Consider the following 15,028-nt stretch of genomic DNA (forward strand, 5'->3'; position numbering starts at 1 on the left):
ACAAGTGTCATCATATTCCTCTGTGTCATGACCTGAGAGTTTCTACCCTAAGGTATTGCCCCATCGGTGCCATACGGCTTTTCAGAGTCCCATCAAATAGCGATTAATTTGCCTGAGAGATTTTATGAAGCCGTGACCCACTTCATATTGCTCCTTCGGCCACCATAAAAGGTGTCTCTCGCTATCATCATTTGGATGATATTAAATTCCTACTGCTACTATAATTATAGTGCAGTAACTTTATTAATTCAATATAGCGTAGTGGAAATAAAATTGATTTACAAAAAATAAAACAAATGATATAATGTTCTAATAAAGAACAAAAATTATTTTTCCAGTCCTAACAACCAATTAGGGCTCACTTTAAGTATTTCAGCTAAAGCAACTAGTTCAAAATCAGTAACGATGCGTTTTTGTTGCTCAATTTTAGAAATACTTGCTCTATCTATGTATACTGCCATTGTTTCTAGTTTTGCAGATAATTGTTGTTGGGTTAATTTGTTTTTTAATCTTATAGCTTTTAAGCGAGGTCCAATAATATTTCGGTTATCATTGTCGAGTATTAATTTCATATTAATCACCTTTGTGCTTAATTAGAACATTTTAAGTGTACCTCAAAATTTACATTTATATGTTCTAATAAAGCACATAATTATTTTTGAAGGAGAATGAAAAATCAATATGTCAACTATAGTAAATCTTTTTGCTAGCAAGTGTAGATTACATTTTTCTATAGTTGATTTTTTATTTTGTGCGATTAAGCATTTATGCAATAAATCGAGATTAATAGACAAAATATATAATAGATATCGAAGAAATGAAAATGTATAGCTTTAATTGAGTTTTAAATGACTAAATTAAAACTTTAATATGTAAATCAATAATGCTATACTGGAGAAAAATGTATTGAGGTGATTTTTATGCCGTTATGAACAATCGTTGCATACGATTTTATATAGAGAACATATTAAACTATAAGGAGGTGTGAAACCTGTTTAATACAGGTTTGCTGCTTTGAAGATTGATGATATATTTAGATTGACAGAAGATGAACTATTTAGGGAATTAAATACATCCATAAAAGGTCTTTCTACAGATGAAGTAAATGAGCGACTTCAGAAATATGGATACAATGAAATAAAAGAAGTCAAAAAATCATCAATGCTGTCTAGATTCATAGCAAATTTTACACATTTATTGGCAATACTTCTTTGGATAGCCAGCATACTTTCTTTTATCGGAGGGATGCCGCAGCTTGGATGGGCAATAATACTTGTCATAATCGTAAATGCTTTATTCAGCTTTTGGCAGGAATTTAAAGCAGAGCAGGCTACAGAAAGTCTTAAAAAGATGTTGCCATCGTACGTGAAAGTGATAAGAAATGGCCGTCAGGAGCAAATTTTAGCCCGGGAGTTAGTACCTGGAGATCTTATATACCTTGAAGAAGGCGATCACGTGCCGGCTGATGCTAGGCTTATAGAGGCTTTTGAAATGCGGACTATTAATGCTGCATTGACTGGAGAATCTGAGCCTGTTAGAAGAACATCTGATGTAGTTTTAGACGAAGATGTCTCACTGTTGCAGTCACCAAATATAGTGTTTATGGGAACAAATGTAGCATCAGGTTCTGGAACGGCAGTAGTTTATGCAACAGGCATGAATACGCAATTTGGCAAAATTGCCTCTTTAACGCAGACAATAAGTGTAGAACAGAGCCCGCTTCAAAAACAGTTGACGAGAGTTGCAAAAGTTATTGCACTTTTATCTCTTGTGATGGGGGTATTCTTTTTCCTCCTGGGCTTGTTTATGGGAAGGTCCTTAGTCGATACATTTATGTTTGCAATAGGCATTATTACTGCTAATGTGCCTGAAGGATTGCTGCCGACAGTGACATTAGCGCTTGCCATGGGTGTACAGCGAATGGCTAAAAGACATGCGCTTGTAAAGAAACTTTCCAGCGTTGAAACGTTGGGCGGAGCGACTGTCATCTGTACAGACAAGACAGGCACATTGACGCAAAATGAAATGACAGTCAGAGAAATCTGGACCCCAGATGCATTTTACAATGTAAGCGGTGTTGGATACGAGCCGAAAGGCGACTTTTATGTGGATAACAAAAAGATAGACAGCAAAAATCTTCCTAATGAGCTGTCATTGCTATTAAAAATAGGTTTGCTGTGCAACAACAGCCGGTTGGTTAGGCCAACGGATGAGAACCCATCTTGGAGTATAATTGGTGATCCAACGGAAGGTTCATTAGTGGTACTGGCGGAGAAAGCAGGATTTACATTAGAAAAAATGCTGAGGGAGTATCCAAGAATATCTCAACTTCCGTTTGATTCCAGGCGGAAAAGGATGACTTCTATTCATAAGTATGGAAAAGAAATCTACGTATTCACTAAAGGTGCACCAAAAGAAACGCTTTCAGTTTGCAATTACATTTTAAGCGACGATGGTGTTAAAAAACTAGAACAGTCGGATATTGACAACATAGTTAAACAGAATGACAAATTTGCTGAATCCGGGCTTAGAGTACTTGCAATGGCATATAAAATAATGGATAATGAGAATAAAGAATATACAGTAGAAGATACAGAAACTGACTTAATCTTTGTCGGATTAGTAGCTATGATGGATCCACCAAGGCCTGAAGTTGAATTGGCTGTTAAACAGGCTCATAAAGCTGGCATAAAAATCATCATGATAACGGGTGACTACGGATTAACAGCAGAATCTATTGCTAGGAGAATTGGCATAGTAAAAGGGCCTAGACCAAGGATAATAACTGGCAATGAACTTGATAAAATGTCAAATGAAGATTTGAAGAAAGAATTGAAGAATAAAGAAATCATATTTGCCAGAGTTGCTCCAGAGCACAAAATGAAAGTTGTTGCTGCATTAAAAGAAATGGGTGAAGTTGTTGCTGTTACTGGCGACGGAGTCAATGATTCACCGGCATTGAAAAGGGCAGATATAGGTATTGCAATGGGTAAATCCGGTACTGATGTAGCAAGAGAAGTTGCCACTATGGTCTTGACAGATGACAATTTTGCCAGCATAGTTAATGCTATTGAAGAAGGCAGAGCGGTTTACGACAACGTAAGGAAATTTATAACATACATTTTTGCGCATTTGACACCAGAGGCTATACCTTATATACTGTTTTCTCTATTTAATATTCCTGTCCCAATAACGGTAATGCAGATATTAGCAATAGATTTAGGAACGGAGACGCTGCCGGCTCTTGCACTTGGAGTTGAGCCGCCTGAACCGGGTGTTATGGATAGGCCACCTAGATCACCTAAAGAAAAATTATTAAACTTGTCCCTATTCCTAAGAGGGTATGTTTTACTAGGAATAATTAGCTCGATAGCAGTTCTATCAGGTTATTTTTGGGTTTTATTAAGCGGAGGTTGGCACTGGGGCGAGACGCTTCCACTGACAGATCCACTGGCGAGAAAAGCTGCTACAATGAGCTTCTTAGGGATAGTTATTATGCAGGTGGCTAATGTGTTTGCCTGCCGCACTGAAGTTGCTTCTATGTTTAGCGTCAGTTTCTTTAAAAATAGATTATTAAATATTGGCGTAATATTTGAAATAGTACTTACTGCATTGCTTATATATGTTCCGTTTTTGCAGAAAATATTTGACACTTATCCTGTTTCATTAAAGCACTGGCTGTTTTACGTAGCATTTATGCCGATACTTATTGGGGCAGAGGAGATCAGAAAATATTTCTTGCGCAAAAAAATTGCATTAAATGAAAAGGAGGTGAAAGGCTCTATATGAGCCTGATTTATGAATATAATTGTTGCAGGATGCGGCAGGCTTGGTGCTGAGTTAGCTCAGATATTAGATTCTGACGGTAATCATGTTGCTGTTATAGATAGAGACAAAGATGCTTTTAAAAGATTGAAGTCGTCTTTTAAAGGTGAATTTATAGAGGGGATTGCATTTGACAAAGCTACTTTAATAAAAGCTGGCATTGAACATGCTGATGCTGTTGCTTCTACTACTAATGGCGATAATACAAATATTGTTACAGCTTTGATTGCAAAAAAGAAATTTAAAGTTCCAACGATAGTAGCCAGGATATACGATCCTATTCGAGCGGAAATATACAGAAAAATGGGTATAAATACGGTTTCACCTACTTTGTGGGGTGCAAATAAGATAAAAGATTTGATATGTCATCCTGATCTTTTTAGAGTATCGTCGTTTGGAAGTGGTGAAGTAGAAATAATTGAAACGGAAGTGACAGCATTCTTGGATGGCCGCCATGTAAGAGATATAGCTATACCATCTGAAATAAATGTTGTAAGTATAGTCAGAGACGGCATAGCACTTATACCAACGCATAGCACGACTTTTAAAAAAGGCGATAAAATATTTATAGCTTTAACAGCTTTCGGGAAGACAAAGATAAAACAAATGCTTATGTCGTAGAGATTTTAATAGGAGGTGAAAGAACCTGACGGGAACAATGCAATAAAGTTTCCAAATAGCAGGTTACGATATGTCGATAATGATTGTTGGTGCTGGACGATTAGGTTCATACCTAGCTCAATTGATGCAGGAAAGAAATGAGAAAGTCGTTGTTGTTGAAAAAGATGAGTCTAGAATTGAAAAACTTAAAAGAGAATTAAAGTGCAATATTGTAGTTGGGGATGGCTGTAATTCAGATACATTAAAAAAGGCAGGGATTATCGGTACTGAGATAGTTGTCGCAGCAACTGGTCATGATGAAGATAATCTTATAATATGTCAGCTTGCTAAGTATGAGTTTGGCGTATCAAGGGTGGTATCCAGGATAAATAATCCCCAAAATGAGTGGCTTTTTACAAGGGATATGGGCATTGATGCAGCTGTCAGCAGTGCCAGAATTATTGCAAAATTAATTGAAGAGGAGACAGAAATCAGCGGGCTTACGACTGTAATGAATCTTGCAGAGGGAAAAATATCCATTGTCAGAAGCATGGTGGAGAAAGATTCAAAAGCTGCAAATAGGATGATTAAAGATTTGATGCTTCCCGGTAACTGTGTGATAATGTCGATAGTCAGAAGTAATAAAGTTTTGTTGCCAAATGGCAGTACGTATATTTTGCCTGGCGATGAGGTTTTAAGCGTTGTTAGCGATGAGAGCAAGGAAAAACTGAAAGATTTGTTTGATGTGCAATAAAGACAAAATAAGGTTGATAGCATTTATTTGCTATTGGCCTTTTTTGTTTTTGCATGATGACTGGTCATTAAAAATTTTAAATAATTTATAAAAACATGGAGGAATTTTCTTATGTTTGTAGAAATATTTAATAAATATATTAATTAAATATAAGGAGATGGTCTAATTGAATTCCTATCTATTTCTAATCTATGGAGTTGTTATCATTGCAGCTCTTGCCATCATTGGGTTTATTAGGTTTATTTTTACACAAGATAAAGGTGACGAGAAGATGCAGCAGATTTCAGACTCCATAAAGGAAGGTGCAATGGCTTTTCTAAACAGGCAGTATAAAACGATAACAGTACTGGCTTTGATTGTGGCTGTTTTAATCATAATAGCAAATTATTACGGTCATCAATCAGAAGGAGCGGGTGCTGCTATTAGCTATGCATGGCATGTAGGATTGGCATTTATATCCGGAGCTTTGTGCTCAGCTATATCAGGCTACATAGGCATGTACATGGCAGTTAATTCAAATGTCAGAGCAGCAAGTGGTGCAAGAACAGGTCTTAATAAAGCATTACAGATTGCTTTAAGAGGAGGGGCAGTGACAGGCCTTGCAGTGACTGCGTTGTCTCTCTTTGGTGTTGCTACTTTGTTCTTTGCATATGGCGGTGCTTCAGGACAACAGGAATTGGTTAAAAATGCTCCATCATTGATAGTAGGCTTTGGATTTGGTGCTTCATTTGTAGCATTGTTTGCACAGCTAGGCGGTGGTATATATACAAAAGCTGCTGACGTAGGTGCTGACCTTGTCGGCAAGGTAGAAGCAGGCATTCCAGAGGACGACCCAAGAAATCCTGCAGTAATCGCTGATTTGGTTGGCGATAACGTCGGAGACTGTGCCGGAAGAGGAGCTGACCTTTTCGAGTCAACAGCCGCTGAAAATATAGGTGCAATGATATTGGGTGTAGGCTTGTATCCTGTCTTTGGATTAAAGGGCATACTGTTTCCACTAGTGGCTCGTGCAGTAGGTATAATTGCTTCAATTATTGGCATTGTATTCGTAAACACAAAAGACGAATCAAAAGATCCTATGATAGCTTTAAATAAAGGCTACTTTATTACGACAATAGTAAATCTAATCGTTCTCTTCTTTGCAGTAAAGGTTATGCTTTCAGGGCATTTGTCAAATGGTTCTGAAGTCAACTACTTACTTCTTTACGGTTCAGCAGTTGCAGGCATACTTTTAAGCTACGTATTTGTATTTTTGACAAATTACTATACTTCTATGAGTAAAAGACCAGTTCAAGAGATCGCAAAGGCTTCAACAACAGGTGCTGCGACAAATATAATCACAGGTATTTCTGTAGGTATGGAGTCTCCGGCACTTCCTGTACTGTTTATTTCAGCAGCAATAATTATTGCATATAGGCTTGGTCAGCTTGCACTTCCTAATATAGCAACGGCAGGCTTCTACGGTACTGCTATAGCTACAATGGGAATGTTATCTACAACTGCTTATATATTAGCAATGGATACATTTGGACCTATCACTGACAATGCTGGCGGAATCACTGAAATGTCTGAAGCTCCTGAGTCAGTAAGGCTTGTGACAGATAGACTTGACGCATGTGGAAATACGACAAAAGCTTTGACAAAAGGATATGCAGTAGGATCTGCAGCTTTAGCTACTTTCTTGCTATTTTCTGCATACCTTGATGAAGTAAAGAAAATATTAGGTAAACCTATCGATTCCTGGTTTGCTGTAGATATAGGTAAACCTGAGGTTTTCATAGGAGCATTTATAGGAGCTATGATAGTATTTCTTTTCAGCTCTACAGCTATAAGAGCTGTTGGTAAAGCGGCTCAATACGTCATACTGGAGGTAAGAAGGCAATTTAAGGAAAATCCAGGTATAATGGAAGGCACATCAAAGCCAGACTATGCAAAAACAGTGGACATTGTTACAAAAGGCGCATTGAAAGAGATGGTTATCCCTGGTCTTATAGTCGTTGTTGCGCCTATCTTAGTGGGAATTTTACTTGGCAAAGAATCCGCAGCAGCGTTTTTGATGGTTGGCACTATATCTGGTGTAATAATGGCGTTGTTCTTGAATAACGGTGGCGGTGCTTGGGATAATGCTAAAAAATATATTGAATTAGGTAATTACGGTGGCAAAAAGTCTGAAGCCCATAAAGCAGGTGTCGTAGGTGATACAGTAGGTGATCCATTTAAAGATACGGCAGGTCCTTCCTTGCACGTTTTAATAAAACTTATAAGCACTATTACGTTAGTATTTGCATCTTTGTTTAGATAAAAATTGCAAATATATTGCAAGTTTTAAGGTGGAGTTTAATGCTCCACCTTTTTATGTTGTACTAATCAATTAAACTGGAGATGAATGTGGAAATGTTTTTTTATATTTGTATTGACGTACCTATATAACAATGATATACTATATATTGATGCTGCGATATTTATATACACAATATATAGAGTTAATATTAGAAAATTTCAGACATGTGTGTTTATTTAATTAACTCATTAAATGGGTGCAGCTTTTATGTGGGATTATTTTTACGGAAGATAATTTAATGGAGGGTTTAAATTGGAAAACGCAATGAAGGTTATTAAAAGAAATGGTATGGAAGAAGAATTCAACAAAGAAAAGATTGCAAATGCTGTATACAAGGCGTTTGAAGCAGTTGATGAAGGAGAATACAGTGATGCCTTAAAGATAGCTGACGAAGTTACAAAGTACATAGAAGAAAATTTTGATGGATATGCAAATGTGGAACAGATTCAGGACATAGTTGAGCAGTTTTTGATAAGAGGCGGCTTTGCAAAAGCTGCAAAAGCATATATCTTGTACAGAAAACAGCATCAAGATATGAGAGAATTTAAAAACATGTTTATGGATATTGAAAAGATGGTTGATGAATACATAGGGAAATTGGACTGGAGAGTAAATGAAAACAGCAACATGAGTTACTCGCTTCAAGGGTTAAATAACCATATAGCAAGCACGATTACAGCAAATTACTGGTTGAATAAGATATATCCAAAAGAAGTGAGAGACGCACATGTAAATGGTGATTTGCATATCCACGATTTAAGCCTTTTATCAGTGTACTGCTGCGGATGGGATTTGAAAGATTTGCTTATTTCGGGTTTTACAGGTGTAGAGGGAAAAGTTCAAAGTAAGCCACCTAAGCATTTTAGATCAGCATTAGGTCAAATTGTCAACTTTTTCTATACGCTTCAAGGTGAAGCGGCAGGTGCACAAGCATTTTCTAATTTTGATACTTATTTAGCTCCATTTATATATTACGATAAGCTGTCGTATAAAGAAGTAAAGCAGTCCTTACAGGAATTTATATTTAATATAAATGTTCCAACAAGAGTAGGTTTTCAAACTCCATTTACAAATATAACGATGGATCTCGTCGTTCCTGATATATTAGCTGATGAGCCTGTAATAATTGGCGGCAAAGCCATGAATAGATCATATAAAGAATTTCAAAAAGAAATGGATATGTTAAATATGGCATTTGCTGAAGTCATGATGGAAGGTGACGCAAATGGAAGGATATTTACTTTCCCTATACCGACATACAATATTACAAAAGATTTTGATTGGGAAAGCCCTGTTATAGATAAAATTATGGAGATGACCGCAAAATACGGCCTTCCCTATTTCAGCAATTTTGTCAACAGCGATCTAAACCCAGAAGATGCCCGCTCGATGTGTTGCCGGTTAAGGCTTGATAACAGAGAGCTGAGAAAGCGGGGTGGCGGACTTTTTGGTGCTAATCCTCTTACAGGATCAATAGGTGTTGTAACGATAAACATGCCTAGAATTGGATTTTTATCAAAGACAAAAGATGAATTTTTCAAAAGATTAGAAAAACAGATGGACACAGCAAGAAAAAGCTTAGAGATAAAGAGAAAAGTACTGGAGAAAATGACTGAAATGGGTTTATACCCATACTCAAAGTTTTACTTGAGGGATATAAAAAAGAGGTTTGGTTCTTATTGGCAAAACCATTTTAATACAATAGGACTAATTGGCATGAATGAAGCACTTTTGAATTTCATGGGTGTTGGCATAACAAGCGATGAAGGAAGAAATTTTGCTATAGAAGTATTGGATTTTATGCGGCATAAACTGGAAGAATATCAGATGGAGTCAAATTATCTTTATAACTTGGAAGCATCACCAGCAGAAGGTGCATCATATAGATTAGCAAAGAAAGACAAAGAATTGTACAAAGATATAATTACAGAAGGCGATGATGTGCCGTATTACACGAATTCTACACAGCTTCCTGTCGACTTTACCGAAGACATATTTACGGCTCTTGATTTGCAGGATGAACTGCAGACAAAATACACAGGTGGGACTGTATTTCACGGATTTATCGGTGAAAGCATAAGCGATCCTAATACTTGCAAAGAATTAGTAAAGAAGATAGCATACAACTATAGGCTTCCTTATTATACCATTACGCCCACATTCTCAATATGTGACAACCACGGTTATATATCTGGAGAACATTTTACTTGCCCGCAATGTGGTAAAGAGTGCGAAGTTTACAGCAGAGTTGTTGGCTACTATAGGCCACTTCAAAACTGGAATGAAGGCAAGAAAAAGGAATTTGCAGACAGGAAGGAATTTGTAATATGATGTATGATTACATGATGGTGTCGTTGGTAGATTATCCTGGAAAGGTTGCATCTACTGTTTTTACAAGTGGATGCAACTTTACCTGTCCTTATTGTCACAACAGCCAATTGATTGATTTGCAGAAATCTATAAAAAGTGAAGAAGAATTTATAGATTATCTAAAGAAAAGAAAAAATCTCATAGATGGCGTTTGCATAACAGGCGGAGAGCCTACACTTTGGAAAGACTTGAAAAACTTCATTAAAACAATAAAAGATTTGGGATTCAGCGTCAAGCTGGATACAAATGGCTCCAGGCCTAATGTAATAGAAGATTTGCTTAATGATAATCTTTTGGACTACATTGCTATGGATGTAAAAGCACCTAAAAATAAATACGGTTTATTCGTAAAAAACAATGAAGATATAGGGAGAATTGTAAAAAGCATTAATTTAATTAAAAACTCTGGAATAGATTATGAATTCAGGACGACTGTAAATAAAAAATTGCTTTCTACAGATGATTTTTTATCTATAGCAAATATGATATCTGTTTGCAAAAGATATGTACTGCAAAGATACAAATACTCAGAAGGCGTACTAAATAAGGATTTGTGCGGTGAAGGTCAATGCGACATTGAATATTTGCTAATGATAAAAGAGATGATAAATGATAAAATCGAAGAAATACTAATAAGATAGCATTGTTTAAAAGGAGATTATCTCCTTTTTTTGTTTTAGAAAAAAATCATAGATGGTGTATAATCTAAGTAGATGGTTAAGTTTAAAATTAAGGTTACAAAAACGTGATTTACTTCTATATTTTTTAATGACATTTTTTGAGCCGGTGAAGAAATCGTTATTGAACTTTATTCATATGGAATTTTCTCTTAAAATATTGAGAGAAAATCCTTTGAATACATTTAAAATAATTTTCATAGGGGATGAAATTATGGACAAGAATTTGTTAGGCACTAATATCGTTACACAGATAGGCATAATAGTGAAAGACATTGATGAAGCTTCACAGACTTATGCAGACTTTTTTGGAGTTTTAAAGCCTAAGTGGAATTGGACAGATGGTTACGAGAAGTCACATGCTGAATTTAATGGGAAACCATCTGATGCCCGTGCAAAGCTTGCCTTTTTTGATATGGGCCAGCTTCAAATAGAGCTTATTGAGCCAGATGAAAACATAAGCACCTGGAGAGAGTTTTTGGATAAACACGGGGAAGGTGTACATCACATAGCGTTTCAAGTAAAAGACATGGATGAAAAGATAAAAGCATTAGAGCAAAATGATATGAGCCTAGTCCAAAAAGGTGATTACGAAGGCGGGAGATATGCTTACATAGATACTTTTTCAAAGTTAAAGGTAATCACAGAGCTTTTAGAGAATTTCTAAATGACATTGCCAAGAAGGCTTCAATATGAACATATTGATAACAGCTAATAGAGGACTTGGAAGACACTTAGTCGAAAAAGCACTTTTAAGACGTTAAGTGAATGTGTAAATTGGTGTATAAGATGATATAAATATTTTCTACGAAAAGGCAAGATATAGGTTGTGCTAGATAATAGCCAGCCTATCTTTTAGTTTTTTATATTTTGTACGATAAATACAATACGATTTCTACAAATCAAATTTTAAAATCGTATTGACACTAAATAAAAGTTACTTTATACTTAAATTAAGCAAAAAATAAAAACATAAATCAAACGAATACGGGTGATAAATATGAAAAAAGTAACCTTACAAGATATTGCAGAAGTTATAGGTGTATCAAAAAATACTGTATCAAAAGCACTGAGAGGTGCTGAAGGTGTAAGTGCAGAAATGAGAAGCAGGATATTAGAGACAGCAATGAAGATGGGATACAAAAAGATAAAAGACATTCCCAATAAAATCTTAAATGTAACCATACTTTGCAGAGCGGACTTCCTTATTGAGTCAACTTTTTGGTCTAATGTCCTGTATGGAATTGAAAGTGCCGCCAGAAACAATAATTTAAAATTAAGTATTACAGGCATTGATGTAGAAGGTGAAGAAAATCTAAGCATTCCTAGTACAATTACGAAAGATACCACAAACGGAATCATAATAGTAGGTACTTTGAATGATGAATTTATTAAAAAGGTTAAAGCAACAAAAATACCATTTGTTGTTGTAGACCATTACAGCAATGCAATTGATTGTGATTATATAAATACGGCAAATGAAAACGGAATATATAAAGCAGTAAAATATCTTTACGACAATGGACACAGAAAGATAGGATTTATTGGCAACAATGAGTGGGCCTTCAGTTTCAGACAGAGGTATTACTCATATGTAAGAAGTATGGAAGAACTTGGAATGTATGTTGACAACGATTATGTATGGCTTGATATAAATCTAAAGGGTGCCGAATTTTTCAGAGATCCAGAATATTTCAAAAGAAACATTTCTATAACAGAAGATTTTCCAACAGCATGGGTTTGCGCCAATGATAAAATTGCATTAGCATTTATGAGAAGCTTGGAAGATATGGGTGTAAAAGTGCCTCAGGAAGTTTCGGTTGTAGGATTTGACAATATTGAAATGAGTGCCTATTCTCATCCTGGACTTACGACAATAGATATACCTAAAAGCTCACTTGGAGAAAAAGCTGTCAATCAGCTTTTGTACAGAATGAATAATCCTGAAAAACCGTACGAAGATATAAAGCTGTATACGCGGCTTGTAATTCGCAGTTCAGTTAAAGAGATAGATTAGAACTTCAAAAATTTGTATGAGGTGATTATTGCATCTTTCAACAACTTGTTTTAGCATTAAATTTCAGTTGAGGGGACGTATCAGATGGAGAAAATTGTACAGGAAATGTATAAAGAGTTGAAGGATAGAATTTTTCCTTTTTGGAGCAAATTGAAAGATGAAGAAAATGGCGGTTTTTACGGATATGTTGACTACGACTTAAATGTTGACAAAAAAGCCTTGAAAGGTTCAATATTGAATTCCAGAATACTGTGGTTCTTTTCAGCAATTTACTGTTTAGATAAAGATGAAAAAGCACTTGAACTGGCCCATCATGCTTATAAATTTTTAAAAGATAATATATTGGATAAAGAAAATAAAGGACTTTACTGGATGCTAGATTATGAAGGAAAGCCTGCGGATACTAGAAAGCATACCTACAGTCAGGCTTTTGGCATATACGGATTGGTTCAATACTACAAAGCGACAGGCAATGAAGAAGCCTTAAATATTGCAATTGATTTATTTAACATTATTGAAAGAAATTGCAGAGATGAAAATGGATATTTGGAGGAATTTGATCGCAATTGGAATCTTAAAGAGAATTATGAACTTAGCGAACATGGAGTAATATCCAGCCGTACAATGAATACGCATCTCCACATATTGGAAGCCTACACATTACTTTATGATGTTTGGAAGAACAGCAATCTTAAGAAAAGCATAATATATCTTCTAAATCTCTTTAAAGATAAAATATACAGTGAAGTTGGAAAACATCTAAAAGTATTTTTCGACGACAATTGGGACACTACCATCGACATAAAATCATATGGACACGACATAGAAGCAAGCTGGCTTTTAGATAGAGCTGTGGATGTATTAAGTGATGAAGAAATAAAAAATACAACAAAAAAATACACTGTGGAAATTGCTGAAAACATATTAAATAATATCTATTCACCAGACGGCATAGCAAATGAGACTGTTGAAGGTAAAACTGACTTATCAAGAGTATGGTGGGTTCAAGCAGAATCTGTAGTGGGGCTTTTTAACGCATATCAAAAGACAAATGATGTTAGATTCATAGAAGCTTCAAAGAATATCTGGGAATATATAAAAAGATATGTGATCGACAAAAGAGATGGGGGAGAATGGTATTGGAAGGTTGATGAAAAGGGAAAACCATTTGAAATGCCTGTAGTGGAGCCGTGGAAGTGTCCTTATCACAACAGCAGGATGTGCATTGAGATTATAGAGAGGGTGAAAAATAATGAAGTTTCAGGCTAGATATGAGATAGAACTGCGTAAATATGAAGATCTGATAAACAGAAAGAATGAGAAGACAGAAGACTACAACGGCATATTTGACAGGTATAAATATCCTGTATTGACGAGGGAGCATACACCGCTATTTTGGAGATACGATCTTGATGAAAGGACTAATCCCTACTTTATGGAAAGGCTTGGCATAAATGCGGTGTTTAATCCGGGAGCGATAGAACTGGATGGAAAGTTTTATCTCGTTGCTCGTGTTGAAGGATACGACAGGAAATCGTTTTTTGCTGTTGCAGAAAGCGACAGCGGCATAGACGGGTTTAAATTCTGGGATTACCCTGTAGAATTTGATGATTTATATCCTGAAGAAACAAATGTATACGATATGAGGCTTACAAAGCATGAAGATGGATGGATTTATGGCGTATTCTGCTCTGAAAGCAAGGATCCAAATGCTCCTCCAGGTGACTTATCATCTGCTATTGCCAGTGCAGGTATAGTTCGCACAAAAGATCTCAAAAAATGGGAGAGGCTTCCTAATCTTAAGACGAAATCACCACAGCAGAGGAATGTAGTACTGCATCCTGAGTTTGTAAATGGGAAGTACGCATTTTACACAAGACCTCAAGATGATTTCATAGAAGCAGGAAGCGGCAGTGGGATTTGTTTTGGTTTGTGCGATGACATAGAAAATCCAATAATAGACGAAGAAAAACTTGTAAGCCCAAGAGTTTATCATACTATTACAGAAGTAAAAAATGGAGCTGGATGTGTTCCAATAAAGAGTGAAAAAGGATGGATACACATAGCACACGGTGTCAGAAACACTGCTGCTGGATTGAGATATGTCATATACTTATTTGTGACAGATCTAAATGATCCAAGTAAAGTCATGGCATCTCCAGGAGGCTATTTAATTGCTCCAAGAGGTGAGGAGCGAGTTGGTGATGTTTCTAACGTAGTATTTACAAATGGTGTAATTGCAAGGGATAATGGTGATGTGTACATATACTACGCTTCATCAGACACCAGAATCCACGTTGCTACTACAACTGTCGAGAAACTTTTAGACTATGCCTTTAACACACCACCAGATGCACTTAGATCTTTAGATTGTGTAAAGCAGAGAAAGGAGCTTATTAAGAAAAATCTCGAGTTAAATATGAGATAGAAAGCTTTATATAAAT

11 protein-coding genes and 1 riboswitch are annotated in these 15,028 nt (G+C 36.0%); of the genes, 10 read left to right on the forward strand and 1 reads right to left on the reverse strand.

The features are described 5' to 3' along the window. Positions 1-90 precede the first annotated feature (90 nt). A riboswitch (glycine riboswitch) is annotated at positions 91-191 on the reverse strand. A gap of 135 nt (positions 192-326) precedes the next feature. Further along, positions 327-572 carry a helix-turn-helix domain-containing protein gene (locus tag Q2T46_RS13060; protein WP_303265139.1) on the reverse strand — a complete coding sequence of 82 codons (246 nt, stop codon included), beginning with the start codon at positions 570-572 and terminating at the stop codon, positions 327-329. A 442-nt stretch (positions 573-1,014) separates the two neighbouring features. On the opposite strand from Q2T46_RS13060, the gene Q2T46_RS13065 reads away from it, so the two are divergent. The 10 genes from Q2T46_RS13065 (at position 1,015) to Q2T46_RS13110 (ending at position 15,012) form a co-directional block, all read left to right on the forward strand. Then, positions 1,015-3,789: a cation-transporting P-type ATPase gene (locus tag Q2T46_RS13065; RefSeq protein WP_303265138.1), complete on the forward strand. Its 2,775-nt coding sequence runs from the start codon at positions 1,015-1,017 to the stop codon at positions 3,787-3,789. Positions 3,790-3,798: 9 nt separating this feature from the next. Continuing rightward, complete coding sequence (locus Q2T46_RS13070) at positions 3,799-4,446, forward strand: TrkA family potassium uptake protein (protein ID WP_099253388.1); 648 nt, start codon at positions 3,799-3,801, stop codon at positions 4,444-4,446. A gap of 70 nt (positions 4,447-4,516) precedes the next feature. Further along, entirely contained in the window at positions 4,517-5,179 is a 663-nt protein-coding gene (locus tag Q2T46_RS13075) for a TrkA family potassium uptake protein (protein WP_303265137.1), read from the forward strand. A gap of 166 nt (positions 5,180-5,345) precedes the next feature. Next, positions 5,346-7,481 (forward strand): sodium-translocating pyrophosphatase, encoded by a 2,136-nt coding sequence (locus Q2T46_RS13080; RefSeq protein ID WP_303265136.1) that lies wholly within the window; start codon positions 5,346-5,348, stop codon positions 7,479-7,481. Positions 7,482-7,772: 291 nt separating this feature from the next. Continuing rightward, complete coding sequence (locus Q2T46_RS13085) at positions 7,773-9,851, forward strand: ribonucleoside triphosphate reductase (protein ID WP_303265135.1); 2,079 nt, start codon at positions 7,773-7,775, stop codon at positions 9,849-9,851. After that, a complete protein-coding gene (locus Q2T46_RS13090) occupies positions 9,848-10,531 on the forward strand; it encodes an anaerobic ribonucleoside-triphosphate reductase activating protein (protein ID WP_303265134.1) in 684 nt (227 codons plus the stop codon). The genes Q2T46_RS13085 and Q2T46_RS13090 overlap by 4 nt, the downstream gene beginning before the upstream one ends. Before the next feature lie 250 nt (positions 10,532-10,781). Then, positions 10,782-11,234, forward strand: a complete 453-nt coding sequence (locus Q2T46_RS13095) for a VOC family protein (protein ID WP_303265133.1) — start codon at positions 10,782-10,784, stop codon at positions 11,232-11,234. 333 nt (positions 11,235-11,567) lie between these two features. Then, entirely contained in the window at positions 11,568-12,584 is a 1,017-nt protein-coding gene (locus tag Q2T46_RS13100; RefSeq protein ID WP_303265132.1) for a LacI family DNA-binding transcriptional regulator, read from the forward strand. 84 nt (positions 12,585-12,668) lie between these two features. Beyond that, a complete protein-coding gene (locus tag Q2T46_RS13105; protein WP_303265131.1) occupies positions 12,669-13,853 on the forward strand; it encodes an AGE family epimerase/isomerase in 1,185 nt (394 codons plus the stop codon). Continuing rightward, entirely contained in the window at positions 13,837-15,012 is a 1,176-nt protein-coding gene (locus tag Q2T46_RS13110) for a glycosidase (protein ID WP_303265130.1), read from the forward strand. Before Q2T46_RS13105 ends, Q2T46_RS13110 begins: the two co-directional genes overlap by 17 nt. The last annotated feature ends 16 nt before the right edge of the window (positions 15,013-15,028 follow it).

The organism is Thermoanaerobacterium sp. CMT5567-10 (assembly GCF_030534315.2).
GTDB lineage: Bacteria > Bacillota > Thermoanaerobacteria > Thermoanaerobacterales > Thermoanaerobacteraceae > Thermoanaerobacterium.